The organism is Campylobacter sp. US25a (assembly GCF_004379075.1).
GTDB lineage: Bacteria > Campylobacterota > Campylobacteria > Campylobacterales > Campylobacteraceae > Campylobacter_D > Campylobacter_D jejuni.
Genome location: NZ_RYYM01000002.1, coordinates 212,136 through 232,198 on the forward strand (window position 1 = coordinate 212,136; position 20,063 = coordinate 232,198).

Consider the following 20,063-nt stretch of genomic DNA (forward strand, 5'->3'; position numbering starts at 1 on the left):
ATTTAATAATCGATGATATTTTTTAAATCCTCGAGTAACTTTTTAGCCATCAGCTCATAGCCTTTTATAGTAAGATGTACATCATTGAGCGAAAGCTTTTGTTCTATCCATTTGTTTTTTCCCCCACTATCTTGCATAAACTGATGCATATCAAAGATAAGAGTTTTTTCTTCTTTAGCAACTTCATATAATGCTTTGCGTATGGTAAAAAAATCAGGAGCAAGCTTATAGTTTTTACCCTGTTTTTGAACTACGGTTGGTGGAGAGATTAGCATGATAACAGCGTTTTTATTGTAAGTTTTTAAAATGCTAATCCATTTTTTTAAATTATTTTTGAATTTTTGTTTTTCAAACCCTTTAAAGAGTGCATCATTAGAACCATAAGCAAGAATAATTAAATCATTGTGTAAAAGTTCTAGTTCTTTTTTTACAACTGCTTGATTCCAAGAGAGCCATAAATCACTTTTGGCACCATTGATTGCAATGGTATCTAAGAAAATATTATTATCTTTATTTGTGATGAAATATCCTCCTAGCTCAGCATCCTTTTGTAAGGCTGAAATTTGCAAAGGAAGATCAAGTTCTAGTTCTTTATAAGACCATTTGTTAATTTGTGTAGTTTTTAACTCATAGTTTTGGTTTTTTGCATCTTTGATGCTAAAAGCATTGGTATTTTGCTTGGTTTTAAATAAAAATCCTATCTTGAATTTTTTTTTATCTAAGGTTGTATCAAGGTTGATTTTTGCACCTTTGATTTTTGCTTTGGCTATTATCCCACCTAGTGGAAAATTATGTCCAGCATTAGTAGGATTTCTTGAGTTTAAAATTTCAAAGTTTTTATAAGAATAAACAAGATTAAGATTTTGTTGATATTTGGGCTGTAAAGGATAGGCAAAACCTATAGAGTTAGAGCGGATTAAATATCCTCTTATGACACGCGGAAAGAAATCAGCCGCCATATGAGAATCTCCATAAATTCTAATTCCTATGTTTTGATTTTTTTCTAATTTTTTTTCTAGATTTTTAAGATCTTTTTTTGATACATAATTTGCTAAAGCAGGGTGATTTTTGTTTTGATTGAGTATGGAATCTATTGTGTCATTTGTATTTAAATTTTGTGCATAAGAGCTAGTAAAAATAATAAAAAACAATAAGATAATTTTAAATTTATTTGCTAGCATTTTCTTCCTTAAGTTTTATGTGTTCTAATAAAAGTTTAGACATTTCTCTTGCACCACTTGGGGTAAAGTGAATCCCATCATCTGTTCTTACTTTTATACTTCTATTGTTTTCATCTTTTATATAAGCTGAGTATTCATCATTGACACTAAAAAATAGTTTAGTGTTGATAAAAATTTCTTTATTTTTAAGAATTTCATTGCTGTAAATTTTATTGAGCACTTGTATTTTTTTGTTCAAATCTTCTTTTTTTACAGGAGGGATTTCAAACCAAAAAACTTTGGCTTTATGTTTTTTAGCGATTTTAATGATTTCATCTACACGATTTGTATAAATATCTATCCAAGAAGGGGAGCCAAAACGATGGTAATTTCCTCCTTTTTTAATATCCCAAGGATCATTAGCACCAAGAAGAACAACAAGATATTTAATATTTGAGTTTTTAATAAAAGCTTCATTGGTTGCTTTTGACCAGTTAAAATAGGATTTATAAGAAAGGCCTGTATTTTGTTTACTAAGATCGGTTACCTTAAGATTTAAATTTCTTAAATCTCTATTCAAGGCTATTGCAACACCTTGCATTAAAGAATCTCCGATAAATAAAAACTCATCTCCATTTTGTAGCTCTAATTTAGTATTATCGATAAAACTAATATTTGCATCTTGGATTAAGGTTAGATTTGTTTCTTTATGAGAAGTGTTTTCATCATTTTCTAAAGTGTTTAAAACTTTATCTATTTTACTTAAGTTTTCATCTGTTGATTTACTTTCTTGATTTGTATCTTCTTCATTGGTTTGAGGCAAGGGTTCGTTGCTTAAAATTGCACGAATTTGTTCTAATTTAATTTTGAAGCCATTGGCTTCTTTTAAAAGATCATTATGAGGATAGAATGCAAAATGATATTTTTGTTCTATATAAGAGCTAATGCTCTGATTCATAACTACAACAACCAAGCCAAGCACTATAATCAAAATGAAGAAAAATCTAACTGCACTCATCTAAAAACTCGAATAAATAAAATCAGGAATTCCATCTGGCATAAAAGCAAAAACCAAAAGTAAAATAAAAGCTATGATAAAAGGTTTTAGTAAAAATGGAGTAAGGTTTAAAATCTTAATGCAATATTCTTTAAAATTAATAAATAAAGGATAGATCATAAAAAGAACCCCAAAAGCAACCAACATGTAAATATCATTATAGGATGGAATTTGGAAGAAATTATAATAACAAGCTTTAAAATATTCTATTGCATCTTCTAGATTTTTGCTATAATAAAAGAAAATCCAAGTAAAACATACAAATTGAAAGGTTAAAAATCTTCCTAAAGCTGGAATTTTTTGTAAACTAAATTTGCTTAAAGCTAGCAAATGTATAAAAACTATGCCAATGCCATGCAATAAACCCCAAACAATAAAAGCAAGTGTATTGCCATGCCATATACCTGAAAGTATAAAAGCGATGAGTATATTAACTATAGTGCGTGGCATTCCTTTTCTATTGCCCCCTAAAGGTATATAGATATAATCTCTTATAAAGGTTGAAAGACTGATATGCCATCTAGCCCAAAAATCTTTTAGATTTTTTGCAAGATAAGGCATGTTAAAGTTAGGTGGAAGGGTAAAACCTAACATTAAAGCAAAAGCACAAACTAAATCAACATATCCGCTAAAATCGCAGTATATTTGAATCGCATAGGCGTAAATTGCGCTTAAAAGTTGTATGAAATTATAAGATTGTGGAAAGTCTAAAATACTTTTAGCATAAATTCCAAGGTAATTGGCTATTAAAACTTTTTTAACTATACCAAAAACAAGCAAGATGATGATTAAATTTGCATGTTTAAATTCGCGTTTTTGATAGGCTTGTTCAAAGAAAAAAGAACTTCGCATAATAGGCCCTGAAAGTAGTGTTGGAAAAAATGATAAGAAGGTTGCTAAATTTAAAAAGCTTTCTAAACGGCGTTTTTGGTAAACTTCTACAAGATAAGTGATAGAAGTAAAGGTATAAAAACTAATTCCTATTGGAAATACTAAATCAATATTTAAAAATTCTAAACCGAAAAAATCTAATATCTCATCAATACTTCCTTTGATGCTAGGAAAGTATTTAAAAAAACATAAATTTAAAATAATAAAAGCCATACAAGTAGCGAAAACATAACGCTTGCGACGCACAAAAATTAGCAAGGCAAAATAGTGTATAAAAAAGGTGTATATAAATAAAACCAAGGCGAAATAAGGATTGATTAAAATATAAATAATATAAGAGAAAATTAAAATTAAAATATTTTGTATTTTGTAATCATTTTTAAAAGTCCAATAAATAGCAAAAAAAGCTATCATTAAGATACTAAATTCTAAAGAAAAATAAGTCATACCTTATAATCCAAAGCGAGATTTGCCCATAGTAGGGCAAAGATTATTTTTTTCTGCTTAATGCAATATTTTTGATGTATTGATCAGCTAAATAAAGTCCATTTCCGTGTTCTCCGATTAATTTAATCTTGTCAACTATACCACGGAAAAGTGCTTCTTCTTCGTGTTGTTCGCTTACATACCATTGTAAGAAATTAAAAGTAGAATAGTCTTTATGTGTTAGCATGTGTTCAACTAAAGTATTGATTGATTTTGTGATAAATTGCTCATGTTCATAGGTTTTTTCAAAAACATCAAGCAAGGATTTGAAATTTTGTTCAGGCTGTTTTACTTCTTGAAGTTCTACATGAGAATCTGTCTCATTAAGATAAGTGATAAGCTTTTTAGCATGATCGCTTTCTTCGCTTGCATGTGCAAACAAGAAGGCTCCAGCTCCATCAAGACTGTTTTCATAGCACCAAGAGCTCATGCTAAGATATAAGTTTGCCGCATACATTTCTTTGTTTATTTGTTCATTGAGTAATTTTACAACTTCTTTAGAAAGCATTCCTATCTCCTTATTAAAATTTAAATAATGTTTCATAATGATATATTATTTTTTTAAAAACAAGCTAAATTTTTGATAGTTAAAAATTATATTTGAGAAAAATATAAAATAAAAAATGTTTCCAAAATGTTTCCAAGTTTTTTTAAACTTCCATTACTTTTTTAAAGTTAAGGAGAAAAAATGAAAAAAATTCTATCTTTAAGTGTGGCAAGTCTTGTACTTTGTGGTGCTTTAAATGCAGCAGATTTAAAAATCGCAGGTTCATCGACTGTGTATCCTTTTACTTCTTTTGTAGCTGAAGAATATGCTTCGATTAAAAATACAAAAACTCCTATAGTAGAGAGCTTGGGAACAGGGGGTGGATTTAAGGTATTTTGTGAAGGAACTACTGATATTTCTAATGCTTCAAGACCTATGAAATTAAGCGAATTTGAAACTTGCAAAAAAGCAGGAGTAACTGACATAGTAGGGATTATGATAGGTTATGATGGTATAGTTTTAGCTCAAAATAAAACCAATGCTCCATTAAATATCACAAAAAAAGAACTTTTCTTAGCATTGGCAAAAGAAATTCCACAAAATGGAAAACTTATACCAAATCCTTATACAAACTGGAATCAAATCAATAAAAATTTACCAAATCGTAAAATTAGTGTTTATGGTCCACCATCAAGTTCGGGAACAAGAGATACTATAGAAGAGCTTGTTATGAGTGATGTGTCTAAAAAAATTCCTGAGTATAAAGGCGAGTATAAAACTTTGCGTCAAGATGGTGCTTATATCCCAAGCGGTGAAAATGATAATCTAATCGTTTCAAAACTTACTATTGATAAAGATGCTTTTGGAATTTTTGGTTATAGCTTTTTAGTGAGTAACTCAGATAAAATCAATGTCGCTACTATTGATGGTGTTGCACCAAGTGAAGAAAATATTGCGGATGAAAAATACGAACTTGCAAGAAGTTTGTTTATTTATATCAATGCTAAGAAAAATCCAAAAGAAGCCTTTGAATTTGCAAAAATTTACATGAGTGATGATTTGGCAAAAAGTGGCGGAGAACTTGAAAAAATAGGACTTGTTCCTTTAAGCGATGATAAATTAAAAGCTTCTCAAAAACATATAGAAGATAGAAAAATTTTAAATGATGAGCTTGTAAAAGCTGGAAAAGTTTTTTAAGGAAAAACTTTGCTAAAAGAAAAAATAATCAAATTTGCACTTTTTTTATGTGCTTTTGTAAGCGTGATAGTAAGCTTTGCTATCATGCTTACAATTTTAATTGAAGCTTTAAAATTCTTTCAAAAAGAAAGTGTTGTTACCTTTTTATTCTCAAGTCAGTGGGCAGCTGATGCAGCTTTTATGAATGCAGATGGCACGAGCAAACAAGGTGTTTTTGGGGCACTATCGCTTTTTTGGGGAACTTTTTATATTTCATTGATTGCTATGCTAACGGCTTTACCTTTAGGGGTTATGTGTGCTATATATTTAGGTGTTTTTGCTGGCAAAAAATCTAAAAATTACTTAAAACCTATTTTAGAAATCATTGCAGGGATTCCTACTGTTGTTTTTGGATTTTTTGCGGCTATAGTTGTAGCGCCTTTTATAGTGTGGTTTTTTTCTTTATTTGGCATACAAGCAAGTTTTCAAAGTGCTTTAGGCGCAGGTTTTATCATGGGGATCATGATAGTGCCTATAGTAGCTTCTTTATCTCAAGATTGCATTGAAGCAGTAAGCGAGAAAAGGATTAATGGTGCTTATGCTTTAGGCATGACAAAAAAAGAAGTGGTTTTTGCTGTGATTTTACCTGAGGCTATTCCTGGTATAGTTGCAGCTTGTCTTTTAGGACTTTCAAGAGCCTTAGGTGAAACCATGATAGTGGTAATGGCAGCTTCTTTGCGTCCAAATTTAACGATGAATTTTTTAGAAGATATGACAACAGTAACGGTAAAAATTGTAGAAGCTTTAAGTGGAGATCAAGCTTTTGATAGCTCTTTGGCTTTAAGTGCTTTTTCTTTAGGTTTAGTGCTTTTTATCATCACTTTAATCATCAATATGTTTAGTGTTTATCTTATCAATCGCTTTCACAAAAGGAAAAATTTATGAAAAAACTTTTTAAAAAAAGACAAAAAGCTTCAAAGTCTTTTAAAAGACTTTGTAAAATGGGGCTTTATATTAATTTAATTTTTCTTTGTATCTTTTTAGGAAGTGTGGGTTATCTTGGAATTGGAGCTTTTAAACAAACTTATATTTTTGTAGAGGCTAATAGAAATTCTCCTGTTTATGATCTTTTATCTCGTGCTGAGCAAAGAAAGATAAGAACAGGGCAAATTACTGAAAAATCTTGGCTTTTAGCAAATTCAGAAGTAGATCAATACATGAAACAAAAATATAATCGTCTTAGTGAAAAGCAAAGAGCTTTAGTCGATGATCTTGTGCAAAAAGGCGAGATAGAGCTTAAATTTAATAGCAATTTCTTTTTAAATGGGGACTCAAAATCTTCTGAAAATTCAGGAATTTTATCTTCAGTTGTAGGGACTTTGCTTGTTATGCTTGTTTGTATGGTTGTGAGTGTTCCTATAGGCGTTGCAGCGGCAATTTACTTAGAAGAATTTGCACCGCAAAATTTATTTACACATTTTATAGAAGTGTGTATTAACAACCTTGCAAGTATTCCTAGCATCTTGTTTGGACTTTTAGGACTTGGAGTGTTTATCAATCTTTTTGGAATGCCTCGATCAAGTGCTTTAGTGGGTGGGCTTACTTTGGCGATCATGAGTTTACCTATTATCATTGTTTCAACCAAAGCGGCTTTAAAAAGTGTGGACATTAACATGAAAAATGCCGCTTATGCCTTAGGCATGACAAAGGTTCAAATGGTAAAAGGTATTATGTTGCCTTTGGCTATGCCTATGATTTTAACAGGTTCTATTTTGACTTTAGCTGGGGCTATAGGCGAGACTGCGCCTTTGATGATTATCGGTATGATAGCATTTATCCCTGATGTAGCTAGTTCGATTTTTGATCCAACTAGCGTTTTGCCTGCTCAAATTTACTCATGGTCCGCTATGCCAGAGCGTGCATTTTTAGAAAGAACAGCAGCGGGTATTATTGTGCTTTTAGGACTTTTGGTCGTGTTAAATCTTAGTGCGATATTATTAAGAAAATATTTTCAAGGAAAATTAAAGTGATAGCAAAAACAACAAATTTAAATTTATTTTATGGAAAAAAACAAGCTTTATTTGATATCAATATGCAAATAGAACAAAACAAAATTACCGCACTCATTGGTGCTTCAGGATGCGGTAAATCCACTTTTTTGCGTTGTTTTAATAGAATGAATGATAAAATTGCAAAAATCGATGGTTTAGTAGAAATTGAAGGAAAGGATGTTAAAAATCAAGATGTAGTAGTCTTGCGTAAAAATGTAGGCATGGTTTTTCAACAACCTAATGTTTTTGTAAAAAGCATTTATGAAAACATCTCCTATGCACCAAAACTTCACGGTATGATTAAAAATAAAGATGAAGAAGAAGCTTTGGTGGTGGATTGTTTGCAAAAAGTAGGGCTTTTTGAAGAAGTTAAAGACAAACTAAAGCAAAATGCCCTAGCTCTTTCAGGCGGACAACAACAACGCCTTTGTATCGCAAGAGCTTTAGCAATAAAACCTAAGCTCTTGCTTTTAGATGAGCCAACTTCCGCACTTGATCCTATTAGCTCAGGTGTTATAGAAGAGCTTTTAAAAGAATTAAGTCATAATCTTTCTATGATTATGGTAACGCACAACATGCAACAAGGCAAACGCGTGGCTGATTATACAGCATTTTTTCACCTTGGAGAGCTTATAGAATTTGGTGAAAGTAAAGAATTTTTTGAAAATCCAAAACAAGAAAAAACCAAGGCTTATCTAAGCGGTACTTTTGGATAATAAAGCCGCTTTTTAGCGGTTTTTATTTTAAGAAAAATTTGTTAAAATTTGCCTTTTATCTTTGTAAGGTATTAATTATGGCAAAAAAACAACTCTCTTTAACAAGACTTAGTTTTCCTATATTTTGGGACTTGCTTTCTAAGTATTTAACTGTGATTATCAATACCGCTATGGTGTCGCATTATTCTAATTTTCTTGTCGGTGCTATGGGGGCTGGAAATCAAATTTTAGATCTTTTTATCACTATTTTTTCATTTTTAAGTGTGGGTTGTAGTGTGGTGATAGCTCAGGCTATTGGTGCAAAAGATCATGTTTTAGCAAGAAAAGTAATCCATCAAAGTTTGTTTTTAAATGCACTTTTAGGCTTTGTATGTGGTGCGCTTATTTTATGGCATGGGGAGTATTTGCTTTATCTTTTAAAAATCCCACAAGAATTGCTTAAAGACAGCGAAATTTACTTGCATATGCTTGCAATTTGTTTGTTTTTTGATGCCATAGGTATTGTTTTAGCGGCTATTGTAAGGGTTTATAATATGGCTTATTGGGTTATGCTTATAGGCTTTTTGATGGATATAGTGGTGATTTGTGGAAATTATTATGTTTTGCATTATACAAAATCAGAACTTTTTGGAGTAGGGCTTAGCAATATTTTTGCCCGTATTGTTGCTATAGTGGCTTTGCTTGTGATACTTTTTTATAAACTTAAAATTCATCTTAAAATCAAAGAAATGATAAAACTTGAAAAAGAGGTATTAAAAAAGGTTTTAAATATAGGCGGATTTTCAGCAGGGGAAAATCTTTTGTGGATAGTCCAATACACTATAGCTTTTGCTTTTGTAGCAAGCTTAGGCGAAGCAAGTTTGAGTGTGCAAACGATTTATTTTCAAATTTCAATGCTTATCATGCTTATAGGACAAGCTACAAGCATAGCTAATGAAATCATAGTAGGTAAATTAGTCGGTGCTAGATATGAAAATATCGCTTATAAACATGCTTGGCGTGCTTTATATTTTAGTGTGGTGGCAAGTGCTTTAGTGGCACTTTTGAATTATCTTTGTCAAGATTTTACAATGCAAATTTTAGGACTTAAAGAAGAGTTAAAAAATTTAATGATACCTTTATTTGCCCTTTCAATCTTTCTTGAAATTTCGCGAACTTTCAATATAGTCATGGTTAATTCCTTGCGTGCAAGTGGCGATGCTAAGTTTCCATTTTTTAGCGGACTTGTTTTTATGATGGGAGTATCTTTGCCTGTGGGTTATGTGTTTTGTTTTCATTTTAATCTTGGAATTTTAGGGGTTTGGATAGGATTTTGTGCGGATGAATTTTTACGTGGAATGGTAAATTCATACAGATGGAAAAGCAAAAAATGGCAAGGCAAAGCTCTAGTTTAAAATCATTTATTTATAAAGATGAGTGCTATTTTTATTCTAAAAAACGCATAAAAACTTTAAGATTAAGGCTCAATGAAAGGGGTGAATTTGTTCTTAGCATTCCTTATTTTTGCACCTTTAAAAGCGTTTATGAGTTTTTAGATAAATCAAGTTCTTGGATAAATGAGGCAAAAAAAAGATTTGAAAAAAAAGTTTTAAAAGATGATGAGTTAATCTTTTTAGCTAAAAAATATAAAATTATATTTGATGAAAATGCCAAAAAAACTTATTTTGATAAAGATAAAATTCTTTGTCAAAATGAAGCAAAATTAGATTTATTTTTAAGACAAAATGCCAAAAAGATTTTTGCTTTTTATCTTAAAAAATGGAGCCAAAAAACAGGTTTATTTTATACGCATTTAAGCATTAAAAATATGAAAACGCGTTGGGGTTCATGTAATCATAATAAAGCTTATATTAATTTAAATTTAAAACTCATTCAAAAGAGTTTAAAGGCTATTGAATATGTGATTTTGCATGAAATCAGCCACTTAAAATTCCCTAATCACAGCAAAGAATTTTACGCTTTTATGGAGCATTTTATGAGCGATTTTAGACAAAGAGAGAAAGAATTTTTAAGTTAAAAATGTTATATTTATAGTTTATTTTTCAAAAAAGGCATAATATGACTTTGGATTTTGATTTTATTTATAATGCGGATAATGATATTTTTGAATATTTATTGCGTTTTTATGCGAAAAATTATAACTACACCCTTAGTAAAGAAGAAAATATTTATCATTTTTCTATTAATGCAGATGAAGAAAATTTAAAGACTTTTTGTGATTCTTTAAATTTTATGAGTCATAGTGTTTTTTTGAAAAAATTTGATGTAAAAGTGGGGCAGGATTTTAGCCCTTGTATGCCAGAAGATAAAGAATTTTCAAAATTTTCTTATATTACTCATTTAAATTCTAATGCCTATCAAGAAAAAAAACTTTTAAAAAAAAACGAATGGGGCGTGTTTTGTGAGTGTGAATTTTCAAGCAATTTATCAGAATTTGAAAAAATCAATGAAGAAAATTTCAATACTTTTTTAAATCTTGCTTTTGATTTGTTAAGTCAAGAAAAAAAGATTTTTTTAAAAGATAAAAATGGCATTTATGAATTTTCTTTGTTTAAGAACGAATTTATAGGAGATTTTTTGCTTCCTTGTGATATTAAGGCTATAAATTCAGTTTTTGTTTGTTCAAATGAAAATTTAAAACTTCTTGCAAGTTTAGAAAAACCTTTGATGAAGCTAAGACTTAATGCCATGTTTAGAAAAAATCACAATCTTGATTTTAATGATTTTAAAATCAGACTTGCTAGAGATTTGTTTTGCTTTGCTTTAGGTTTAAAACTTTTTGAAAATGAATATAAATTTTTAAGCGTAAAAAAAATAGAAGAATACCAAAAAGATTTTTATATCAGTGCTTTAGATGAGCAAGTGGTGGTTTTGGAAGGCTTTGAATTTATCAATGCTAAGGCAAGAGAGCTTATTTTTTCTAAAGAAGATAAAAATATGGCAAGAATTTCTTATCTTGTAAGCCGTTATAAAGAAAAAGCTTTTATTTTAGAGCTTAGCAAAGATTATGAAGATATTTTGCTTATTAACAAAGAGCTTAATTTGCTTAAACTTTCTTTACCAAAACACAGCAAAGAGCTTTATGAAGAGATTAAAAAAGATGAAATTGGTGCAAGGCTTTTAGAAAATTTTAGCAAGGAATTTCCTCTTTTAGATGAAAATTTTGAGCTTCAAAACAATTTTTATTCCTTGCTTGGCTTGGTAGGCAGAGTGCTAAATTTAGGTAAAAATTTACAAGAGAGTGCTAGTGAGCTTTTAAAAATTGCTGATGAATCAAAAATGCCTCGTGGAGTAAAGATTGATTATCGCTTGAAAGAAGATAAAAGTTTTGATTATACAAGAACTTTAAGATCTACTATGAGTTTTATGTTAGCAGGTGTGGATAGTGCTAATATCGCTTATGGAGCGGTTGAGAGTTTGGCTTATTTCTTACGTGATACTTGTGATGAATTAAGAGAGAAAAAGCAAAGCGACTTAGCGCTTATAAGTGGCTCTTTGTTTGAACATAAATCTTTGCTTAAAAATACTTTAAAACATCTTAAAAATTGTCAGTTAAGCGATGTGCCACTTAGGGTATAAGATCAAAATTTCAGGCTTGGTGCAAGGGGTGGGTTTTCGCCCTTTAGTTTATGAACTAGCTTTGAAATCAAAGCTTTTTGGAGAGGTAAGAAATGATGGTTTTGGGGTAGAAATCATCCTTGCTTGTGCTCAAAAAGAATGTGAAAATTTCATAGAAAATTTAAAAAATCATCTTCCACCTTTAGCAAGAATAGATAAGCTTATAATGACGCAAATTTCTATTTCAAACTATGAGAATTTTAGCATTACTCCTTCTTTAGAGAATACAAAAAGCACGCCTATGTTAAGTGATTTTGCGCTTTGTAAGGAGTGTAAAAAAGAATTTTTTGATGAAAAAAATCCACGCTTTTTATATCCTTTTATCACTTGCACGCATTGTGGGCCACGCTTTAGTATTATAAAAAGTCTTCCTTATGATAGATTTAATACCTCTATGCAAGAATTATTGATGTGTGAGTTTTGTAAAAGTGAATACGAAGATCCTAAAAATAGGCGTTTTCATGCCCAGCCTATTAGTTGTCCTAAGTGTAAAATCAATGTTTTTCTTAAAAATCCAAAGGGTGAAATTTTAGCCAAAGATCAAGAAGCTTTTATGCAAAGTTCGAAGTTTTTAAAGGAAGGTAAAATTTTAGCCATTAAAGGCATGGGCGGTTTTCATCTCATGTGTGATGCTTTTAATGAAGAAGCTTTAAAAACTCTAAGACTTAGAAAAAATCGCCCCAAAAAACCCTTTGCTTTGATGTGTAAAGATTTACAAAGTGCTAAAGAACTTGCCTTTATAGATGAAAAAGAAGAAGCTTTGCTTGGCGGGGTTTTAGCTCCTATTGTGATTTTAAAGGCAAAAAAAGCCTTTTCTTTAATCGCACCTGATGTTGATAAAATCGGTATTATGCTAGCTTATACGCCTTTACATCTTTTGCTTTTTGAGTATTTTAAAGGAAGTCTTGTGGCAACAAGTGCGAATTTAAGCGGAGAAAGTATCATTAAAGATGAGTTTAATTTGTGTCAAAAACTTGATAAAGTTTTTGATTTTTATTTGGATTATGATAGAGAAATTATCAACGCAAGTGATGATAGCATAGCTCAAGTGGTAAATGGTAAAACTATGTTTTTGCGTACTTCAAGGGGTTTAAATCCTTTTTATTTGGAAAGAAATTTTAATAAAAAAGGCACTTTTTTAGCTTTGGGCGCGGAGCTTAAAAATGAATTTGTGATTTTTTATGAAAATAAACTTTTAATTTCTCCTTATATAGGGGATTTGAAAAGTCTTGATGTGCATGAGAGATTTTTTAAACTTTTAGAATTTTTTAAAAAAAATTATGATTTGAAATTTGATGCGATTTTGTGCGATAAACACCCGCATTTTAGCTATGCAAAAGAATTTGAAGAAAGGATTAAAATTTCTCATCATTATGCGCATTTTTGTGCGGTTTATTTTGAATACGAAGAAAATTTTGCAAAAGATGAAAAGGCTTTAGCTTTTATTTGTGATGGAACAGGTTATGGCGAAGATGGCAAAATTTGGGGCGGAGAAGTTTTTATAGGAAATTTAAAAGAATATGAAAGAATTGCACATTTTGAAAATTTCACTCTTATAAATAGCGATATTAAAAATATACAAAATTTGGCTCTAAGTCTTATTTTTCATTATGATTTAGAAGATAAGGCTAAGGATTTTTTAGCAAAAATTCCAAAAATCAAACTTGAAAATCTTAAAAAAATTTATTCACATTCTAACTTACAAACAAGTTCCTTAGGACGCATTATCGATGCTTTTGGAAGTATTGTTTTTAACTTAGAAAAAAGCTCTTATGAGGCTCAAGTTGGCTTGATGTGTGAAGCTTTTTATGATAAAAATCTTGATTTTTCTTATAAGCTTTTTGTAGAAAAAGGGCAGGTTAATTTTAAAAATTTAATTTTAGGGGCTTTGCAAGATGAAAAAACTAAAGCAATTACAGGTATGTTTAATGCCTTGGCAAATTTTATCATAGATTTTAGCAAAGATTATGATTTAAAAGTGCTTTTAAGTGGAGGAGTTTTTCAAAACAAAACCTTGCTTGAAATTTTAAAAGCTAAAAATTTTGATTTTTTTGTACCTTTAAAATACCCTTGCAATGATAGCTCCATAGCTTTAGGGCAAATGGTGTATTTTTTAAATTTAGAAAAATAAAGCAAATATTCTAAAAACTCATAATTTTTTAATGCTTTTAAGGTTAAAATGAAGCAAAAATTATAAAGGAAAGAAAATGTGTAAAGATTGCGGCTGTTCTATAAATTCAAGCCATACGCACGATCATCGTCACGATCACCACCATGAAAATCCAAGCTTAAAAGAGAGTAAAACCATAGAAGTGATTTCTAAAATTTTAAGCAAAAACGACGAAGAAGCTAAGCACAATAGAGCGCATTTTAATGAAGCTAACACGCTTTGTATCAATTTAATGAGTTCTCCAGGTAGTGGAAAAACCACGCTTTTAGAAAGTACGATCAAGGCTTTGAAAAATGAGCTTAAAATCGCTGTGATTGAAGGGGATTTAGAAACCAATAATGACGCTCTAAGAGTAAAAAATGCCGGAGCTTTGGCATATCAAATCACTACAGGGCAAAGCTGCCATTTGGATGCTTTTATGGTGCATGAGGCTTTGCATCATTTGGCAATTGATGATGTGGATTTGCTTTTTATAGAAAATGTTGGAAATTTAGTTTGTCCTGCAAGCTATGATTTAGGAGAGCATTTAAATGTGGTTTTGCTTTCGGTAACTGAAGGAAGTGATAAACCGCAAAAATATCCTGTGATGTTCAAAAAGGCTGATATAGTTTTAATCACAAAGGCAGATTTAGCTCATCATTTTGATTTTGATGTTAAAGAGGCGACTAGGTTGATTAAAGAATTAAATCCTAGAGCAGATATTATCACTCTTGATGCAAAAAATGGCACCAATATGGAGCTTTGGTATAAGGTGCTTAAACTTAAAAAGGAGCTTTTTTAATGTGTTTATCCATACCTTCTGAAATTTTAGAAATCGATGAGTTAAACAATGCTTTAGTGCAAACTTTAGGTGTGAAAAGAAAAGTTAATTTGGATTTGATTGATGAGCCTTTAAAACAAGGCGATTATGTCTTAATCCATGTAGGCGTTGCTATGGAAAAAATCGACAAAGAAGCTGCACTAGAAAGCATTAAAACCTATCAAGAAATAGTAGAAAAAATGAATAGCGGAGAGATAAAAAGCGATGAGGGAGATTTGGGTTTAAATGAATTTCATCGATGAATTTAGAAATAAAGAAAGTATTTTAGCTTTAAAAAAACTCATAGAACAAGAACTTAAAAATCCTATTAACATCATGGAGATTTGCGGTGGGCATACGCATAGTATTATGAAATATGCCCTGCCTTCTATTTTGCCAAAGGAAATTAACTTCATCCATGGGCCAGGATGTCCCGTTTGTGTTATGCCAAGAGTTCGCATTGATACAGCCATTAAACTAGCCTCTATGAAAGATACGATTTTTTGTACTTTAGGAGATCTTTTAAGAGTGCCTGGAAGTGAAATTTCTTTACTGGATTTAAGAGCTAAAGGGGCTGATGTTAGAGCACTTTATTCTCCACTTGAAGTTTTAGAAATCGCTAAGCAAAATTTAAATAAAAATATCATCTTTTTTACTATAGGCTTTGAAACCACTACGCCTATGAGTGCTTTACTTCTTCAAAAGGTTATAGAAGAGAAAATAAATAATGTCTTTTTTCATATCAATCATATCACAGTTCCAGCACCTATAGAAGCGATTATGAATGATGAAAATGTAAAAATCAATGCTTTTTTAGGTCCTTCTCATGTGAGTGTGATTACAGGTTATGGTATTTATGAGCCTTTAGCAGCAAAGTTTAAAACCCCTATAGCAGTGAGTGGTTTTGAGCCAGTTGATATTTTAGAAAGTGTATTAAATATCATAAAACAAAGCAATGAAGGCACTTTTAAAGTGTATAATCAATACAAAAGAGCCGTAAGCAAAGAAGGCAATATTAAAGCGCAAAATTTGGTAAAAAAATACTTTAGAGTGTGTGATTTTGAATTTCGTGGCTTAGGACTTATTAAAGATGGAGGTTTGGAGCTAAAAGAAGAATTTAGCGCCTATGATGCAAGTAAAAAATTTGATTGTGCGGTGCAAAGTAAAAATGAAAGCAAAGCCTGTATTTGCGGACAAATTTTAAGAGGTTTGGCTAAGCCTTATGATTGTAAAGTTTTTGGTAAGGCTTGCACGCCAAGAAGTCCTATAGGAAGTTGCATGGTTTCTGGTGAGGGTGCTTGTGCGGCGTATTATAAATACTCAAAGGTGAATGTATGAAAAATATTTCCTTAGCTCACGGAGGTGGTGGAGAAGAGATGAATGAGCTTTTAACTAAGCTTTTTAAGATCTTTGATAATGAAATTTTAAACGCAAATAATGATGCGGCGATTTTAGGAAATTTGGCTTTAAGCACGGATTCTTTTGTTTTAAGTCCGATTTTTTTAGATGAAGAGGTTAATATAGGCAAACTTTGTGTTTGTGGTTCTATTAACGATGTTTTGATGGTAGGTGCTAAGCCAAAGTATCTAAGCTTAGGACTTATCTTAGAAGAAGGTTTTGAGCTAGAAAAACTAGAACACATTTTAAAAAGCATTAAAGAAGAATGTGAAAAATGTGGAGTCATGTTAGTTTGTGGTGATACTAAAGTCGTTCCTAAGGGTAAAGCAGATGAAATTTATATCAACACTACGGCCTTAGGTGAAATTATTTCTAAAAAAGAAAGTAAAAATATCAAAGCAGGGCTTAGCATACTTCTTTCAGGTGATATAGGAAGGCATGGAGCTAGTGTTTTAATCAAAAGAAATGAGCTAGAAGCCGATATTAAAAGCGATTGCAAGGCTTTAGATAAAGAGGTTTTAGAGCTTTTAGAAAATGATATAAAGGTTGTAGCTATGAGAGATGCTACTCGCGGGGGGCTTAGTGCGGTTTTAAATGAGTGGGCAAAGCAAAGCGGAAATGATCTTTTAATCTTTGAAGAAAAAATCATCGTTCAAGATGAGGTTTTAGGACTTTGTGAGCTTTTTGGTTATGAAGCTTATGAGCTTGCAAATGAAGGCACTTTCATACTTTGCGTGGAAAAAGAAGATGAATTAAAAGCCTTAGAAATTCTAAAAAAATACAATGTAAATGCGAGTATTATAGGAGAAGTTTTAGAAGAGAAAAAAGCACGCGTGATTTTACAAAACGCTTATGGGGCAAAACGCTTTTTAGAAAGCCCTAAAGGCGAACTTTTACCAAGAATTTGCTAATGCACGAATTAAGTATAGTAGAATCTTTAATCGAACTTTGCGAAGAAAATGCCTTAAACAATAAGGCTTACAATGTGCAAGAAATTTATGTAAAAATCGGGCGTTTAAGCGGTATAGAAGTAGATCTTTTTAAGCGTTGTTTTGAAACTTTTAAAGAAAACTCAAATATTTGTAAAAATGCTAAACTTTTTATAGAACTTGCCCCGCTTGAAATTTTATGCTTAAAATGCGATCAAACAAGCATTTTAGAAGAAAATGTTTTTAAGTGTCCTAAATGTGAAAGTATAGAATATAAAATCACACAAGGTGAGGACTTGCATCTTATGCGACTTGTGATGAAATAATACATTGTGATACTTGGTTAAGTATAGCTAATTTATAGATAAAATATCTAAAAAATATAAAATCAAAAATTTTAAATTTTATCTAGAATATAAAAACTAAAGATGATAATTTTAAATAAAATTTAAAAATACCACAAAAATATTTACAACATTTCATACAAATTTACTCTCATTAAATCAATTTTTTATATAAAATAAAATTTAAATTCAAACTATATAGTTTTATAATAATTAGTATTTAATTATACTTTAAGTTTAAATATTTTATTATTCCGCTATTTTATTTTTATATTTTATATTATTATTAAAAAATAAAAAATATGAAATTAATTTCAAAATAAACCATTTTAAATAAGGAAGGAGAAAAATATTTGAGTAAAAATATTATTTCAAGTAAGGTGTCTACGGGGGGGGGATTAAAGAATCCTGTTTAAATTCTAAAAAGATAGTTTTATCTTTAGCTACTATTTCTTTCTTAGCGAGTTGTGCTAGTGCTAAATTAAATTCTGAAATAAAAACTTATGATGAAGCAAATAAAAATACTAAAGCTAGATCAGCAAGTGTTTATACTCCTGAAGCTAGAGTTAATACAACTGTAAGTGGCTCAATAAGCAATCAAATCAACATTTCTAGTTCAGGTCTGCATACCATAACAATTGAAAAAACCGGAACTTTAACTGGTAATGACAAAGTTATTTATGTCCATGCTAGCAACAGCGATACTCTTACTCTTACCAATCTTACCAATAATGGAACTATTAACGGTAAGGTAGCTGTAGAAAATAGCAATGGTAGTTTTACAGGAACTATCACTGTTAATACCTTTGAAAACAAAGGTCAGATTAATGGTCAAATTTATATGGGAATTTGGGCTGGTAAAGGAACTATCAATGTAGATAAATTTGATAATAGTGGAACTATAACAGCTTCTAATAATGATAAAGGAATTTTCTTCCAAGGAAATACTAATATACAAAGCTTTAATAACAGCGGAACTATCACAAGCAATTCAATTGCCATTGATGTTGCAAACAATTCCAATATAAATTATTTTACAAATAGTGGTTTTATTAGTGCAGGCAAGGGAGTTAATATAGGTCAAGGCAGTATGACAAATTTTACCAATGCTAGCGGTGGAACCATACAAGGCACAGAAGCAGGTGTGCTTATTAACACAAAAATAGATACTTTTACCAATAATGGTTTTATTAACTCTCCTGGTAGTGGAGAATGGAGTAATGGAATTTGGATAAGTGGTGATACTAGGATAGATAATTTTTCCAATACAGGAACTATACAGGGTGGAGGTAATGGCATTTATATGAATTACGGATATTCTTCTGGTTCTTATATAAAAAATTTTTCCAATACAGGAACTATAAAAGGCGAAATTAGTGGAATTATTTTAGCCAATTCAACTATAGACAATTTTACAAATGATGGACTTATAGAATCAACAGGTGAATACGGAGCTATAGATCTTCAAAGCTTTTATCAAGGGGTAAGTTTAATTAAAACACTCGAAAACAAAGGAACTATCAAGGGTTTGAATGATGGTATCATAGTAGAAACAGGTAATAAAATAGAAACCCTTGTTAACAAAGGCGCTATAGAAGCTACCAATGGAAATGGCATAAGTTTTTATTTTATGCAACATGCGGCTACTGAGATAGATTTAGGAAATATAATTTTAGAAAACGGTAGTAAAATTATCGCTGGAAATAATGGTATTAATGTAGATATTACTCAAATAGATGCCTCTAATGAACAAACAACCATAAAGGGTCAAGGAATAGATGTTAAAAAAGGTGCTTCAGTTATTGGAAAAAATGGAGCTGGAATTTATATAGGAGATGGACAAGAATTAAACACCCAAATCACCATAGCAGGTGAAGTAAGTGGTGGAGCTGCTGGTATAGTCAATGAAGGTATCATAGGTGGTAGTAGCGATGATGATGATAAAAAAGGTGGCATTATCATCTCAGGAGGTAGTGTTAGCTCTTCAAGTGGAGGCTCTGGCATAGTCAATCAAGGCAATGGTTCTATAGCAGGCGAAATCAAAGTAGAAAGTGGGGGTTCAGTTGAAGGTGGTATTACCAATACAGGAAGTGGTTCTATCTCAGGAAATATAGTAGTAGAAAATGGTGGTAAACTTGATTCCATCACTAACACTTCTAATTCTGATACAGGTATAAGTGGTTCCATCACTAACAATAGTGATAATAAACTTGAAATTTCCAATGGAGAAGGTGCTACTATAGGTGGAGGTATTACAAATAATGGCAATGCTGATTTAGTTATTTCCAACCAAGGCTCAGTAGGTAAAGATGAAAATGGTAATACAGTAACTAACAATGGTAGCGGTAGTGTTGGAATCAAAGATTGGGTTGTTTCTACAGATAAAGAAACAGGTAAATTAGACACTGTAGTTGTAGGTGGAAGTGGTAAAGATAATGTAAAAGTAGAAAACATCACTGTAGATCAAAGCAATGTTAATCTTGATGAATTAGGTAATATAAACAATATCATCTCAGGTGTTAATCAAGGCAATATTGGTAATATAGGAACCAATGGAGGTGGAGAAATATCTTTAAGCTTTGATCCAATAACAGGAAAGCTTACTACAGATTTTAATCTTAATGCTTCCATATCAGGTGCAACCTTTAGATCTTTAATCTCTACTACTTCAAGAAGATCTACCTTTATAGATAATGTTATGGGCAATTCTATGCAAACTTTTGCTTTAGCTTCTTCAAGCAAATCTCAAAGCATTGCTATGTCTGAAAAGGGTAATTTATA

The 20,063-nt window shown here is 30.9% G+C and carries 17 protein-coding genes and 1 pseudogene; 14 read left to right on the forward strand and 4 right to left on the reverse strand.

Annotated elements, in window-relative coordinates; translation table 11 throughout:
• Positions 1–2 precede the first annotated feature (2 nt).
• Genes ELQ12_RS03330 through ctf form a run of 4 tightly spaced genes read right to left on the reverse strand, consistent with a single transcriptional unit; the run spans position 3 to position 4,102 of the window.
• The gene (locus ELQ12_RS03330) at positions 3–1,181 is read right to left on the reverse strand and encodes an SGNH/GDSL hydrolase family protein (protein ID WP_070261654.1); all 1,179 of its coding nucleotides are present in this window, start codon (positions 1,179–1,181) and stop codon (positions 3–5) included.
• A complete protein-coding gene (locus tag ELQ12_RS03335; protein ID WP_070261655.1) occupies positions 1,168–2,178 on the reverse strand; it encodes a DUF459 domain-containing protein in 1,011 nt (336 codons plus the stop codon). Before ELQ12_RS03335 ends, ELQ12_RS03330 begins: the two co-directional genes overlap by 14 nt.
• A complete protein-coding gene (locus ELQ12_RS03340) occupies positions 2,179–3,555 on the reverse strand; it encodes an MBOAT family protein (protein ID WP_070261656.1) in 1,377 nt (458 codons plus the stop codon).
• Between the two features lie 43 nt (positions 3,556–3,598).
• Positions 3,599–4,102, reverse strand: a complete 504-nt coding sequence (gene ctf / locus ELQ12_RS03345; protein WP_002852256.1) for a non-heme ferritin — start codon at positions 4,100–4,102, stop codon at positions 3,599–3,601.
• Between the two features lie 180 nt (positions 4,103–4,282).
• Here ctf and ELQ12_RS03350 point away from each other — a divergent pair, with 180 nt between their 5' ends.
• The 14 genes and pseudogenes from ELQ12_RS03350 to ELQ12_RS03420 form a co-directional block, all read left to right on the forward strand.
• Positions 4,283–5,278, forward strand: coding sequence for a substrate-binding domain-containing protein (locus ELQ12_RS03350; protein WP_070239701.1), 996 nt, complete (start codon positions 4,283–4,285; stop codon positions 5,276–5,278).
• Between the two features lie 9 nt (positions 5,279–5,287).
• Positions 5,288–6,202, forward strand: coding sequence for a phosphate ABC transporter permease subunit PstC (pstC, locus tag ELQ12_RS03355; RefSeq protein ID WP_002784291.1), 915 nt, complete (start codon positions 5,288–5,290; stop codon positions 6,200–6,202).
• Positions 6,199–7,287, forward strand: coding sequence for a phosphate ABC transporter permease PstA (pstA, locus tag ELQ12_RS03360; RefSeq protein WP_126236163.1), 1,089 nt, complete (start codon positions 6,199–6,201; stop codon positions 7,285–7,287). The genes pstC and pstA overlap by 4 nt, the downstream gene beginning before the upstream one ends.
• Positions 7,284–8,024, forward strand: coding sequence for a phosphate ABC transporter ATP-binding protein PstB (gene pstB / locus ELQ12_RS03365; protein ID WP_044779313.1), 741 nt, complete (start codon positions 7,284–7,286; stop codon positions 8,022–8,024). Before pstA ends, pstB begins: the two co-directional genes overlap by 4 nt.
• Before the next feature lie 77 nt (positions 8,025–8,101).
• Positions 8,102–9,418, forward strand: coding sequence for an MATE family efflux transporter (locus tag ELQ12_RS03370; protein WP_070210803.1), 1,317 nt, complete (start codon positions 8,102–8,104; stop codon positions 9,416–9,418).
• Complete coding sequence (locus ELQ12_RS03375; RefSeq protein WP_070210813.1) at positions 9,394–10,041, forward strand: M48 family metallopeptidase; 648 nt, start codon at positions 9,394–9,396, stop codon at positions 10,039–10,041. Before ELQ12_RS03370 ends, ELQ12_RS03375 begins: the two co-directional genes overlap by 25 nt.
• Before the next feature lie 41 nt (positions 10,042–10,082).
• The gene (locus ELQ12_RS03380; protein ID WP_070210802.1) at positions 10,083–11,603 is read left to right on the forward strand and encodes a hypothetical protein; all 1,521 of its coding nucleotides are present in this window, start codon (positions 10,083–10,085) and stop codon (positions 11,601–11,603) included.
• Positions 11,584–13,773 carry a carbamoyltransferase HypF gene (gene hypF, locus ELQ12_RS03385; protein ID WP_134264567.1) on the forward strand — a complete coding sequence of 730 codons (2,190 nt, stop codon included), beginning with the start codon at positions 11,584–11,586 and terminating at the stop codon, positions 13,771–13,773. The genes ELQ12_RS03380 and hypF overlap by 20 nt, the downstream gene beginning before the upstream one ends.
• Before the next feature lie 76 nt (positions 13,774–13,849).
• Positions 13,850–14,593, forward strand: coding sequence for a hydrogenase nickel incorporation protein HypB (gene hypB / locus ELQ12_RS03390; RefSeq protein ID WP_134264568.1), 744 nt, complete (start codon positions 13,850–13,852; stop codon positions 14,591–14,593).
• Positions 14,593–14,874, forward strand: coding sequence for a HypC/HybG/HupF family hydrogenase formation chaperone (locus tag ELQ12_RS03395; RefSeq protein WP_002776342.1), 282 nt, complete (start codon positions 14,593–14,595; stop codon positions 14,872–14,874). Before hypB ends, ELQ12_RS03395 begins: the two co-directional genes overlap by 1 nt.
• A complete protein-coding gene (gene hypD, locus ELQ12_RS03400) occupies positions 14,858–15,949 on the forward strand; it encodes a hydrogenase formation protein HypD (protein ID WP_134264569.1) in 1,092 nt (363 codons plus the stop codon). Before ELQ12_RS03395 ends, hypD begins: the two co-directional genes overlap by 17 nt.
• On the forward strand, positions 15,946–16,920 hold the full coding sequence (gene hypE, locus ELQ12_RS03405) for a hydrogenase expression/formation protein HypE (protein WP_126253299.1): 975 nt from the start codon (positions 15,946–15,948) through the stop codon (positions 16,918–16,920). Before hypD ends, hypE begins: the two co-directional genes overlap by 4 nt.
• Positions 16,920–17,264, forward strand: a complete 345-nt coding sequence (gene hypA / locus ELQ12_RS03410; protein WP_070210798.1) for a hydrogenase maturation nickel metallochaperone HypA — start codon at positions 16,920–16,922, stop codon at positions 17,262–17,264. The genes hypE and hypA overlap by 1 nt, the downstream gene beginning before the upstream one ends.
• A gap of 859 nt (positions 17,265–18,123) precedes the next feature.
• Positions 18,124–20,063, forward strand: a pseudogene (locus ELQ12_RS03420) (hypothetical protein); the annotation flags it as partial.

Bases quoted from the DNA above. Each gene is read 5' to 3' on its own strand.
- hypB (WP_134264568.1), top strand. From the start codon at position 13,850: ATGTGTAAAGATTGCGGCTGTTCTATAAATTCAAGCCATACGCACGAT.
- ELQ12_RS03340 (WP_070261656.1), bottom strand. From the start codon at position 3,555: ATGACTTATTTTTCTTTAGAATTTAGTATCTTAATGATAGCTTTTTTT.
- ELQ12_RS03370 (WP_070210803.1), top strand. From the start codon at position 8,102: ATGGCAAAAAAACAACTCTCTTTAACAAGACTTAGTTTTCCTATATTT.
- ELQ12_RS03375 (WP_070210813.1), top strand. From the start codon at position 9,394: ATGGCAAGGCAAAGCTCTAGTTTAAAATCATTTATTTATAAAGATGAG.
- ctf (WP_002852256.1), bottom strand. From the start codon at position 4,102: ATGCTTTCTAAAGAAGTTGTAAAATTACTCAATGAACAAATAAACAAA.
- hypD (WP_134264569.1), top strand. From the start codon at position 14,858: ATGAATTTCATCGATGAATTTAGAAATAAAGAAAGTATTTTAGCTTTA.
- ELQ12_RS03330 (WP_070261654.1), bottom strand. From the start codon at position 1,181: ATGCTAGCAAATAAATTTAAAATTATCTTATTGTTTTTTATTATTTTT.
- hypA (WP_070210798.1), top strand. From the start codon at position 16,920: ATGCACGAATTAAGTATAGTAGAATCTTTAATCGAACTTTGCGAAGAA.
- ELQ12_RS03395 (WP_002776342.1), top strand. From the start codon at position 14,593: ATGTGTTTATCCATACCTTCTGAAATTTTAGAAATCGATGAGTTAAAC.
- ELQ12_RS03335 (WP_070261655.1), bottom strand. From the start codon at position 2,178: ATGAGTGCAGTTAGATTTTTCTTCATTTTGATTATAGTGCTTGGCTTG.
- hypE (WP_126253299.1), top strand. From the start codon at position 15,946: ATGAAAAATATTTCCTTAGCTCACGGAGGTGGTGGAGAAGAGATGAAT.
- ELQ12_RS03380 (WP_070210802.1), top strand. From the start codon at position 10,083: ATGACTTTGGATTTTGATTTTATTTATAATGCGGATAATGATATTTTT.
- hypF (WP_134264567.1), top strand. From the start codon at position 11,584: ATGTGCCACTTAGGGTATAAGATCAAAATTTCAGGCTTGGTGCAAGGG.
- ELQ12_RS03350 (WP_070239701.1), top strand. From the start codon at position 4,283: ATGAAAAAAATTCTATCTTTAAGTGTGGCAAGTCTTGTACTTTGTGGT.
- pstA (WP_126236163.1), top strand. From the start codon at position 6,199: ATGAAAAAACTTTTTAAAAAAAGACAAAAAGCTTCAAAGTCTTTTAAA.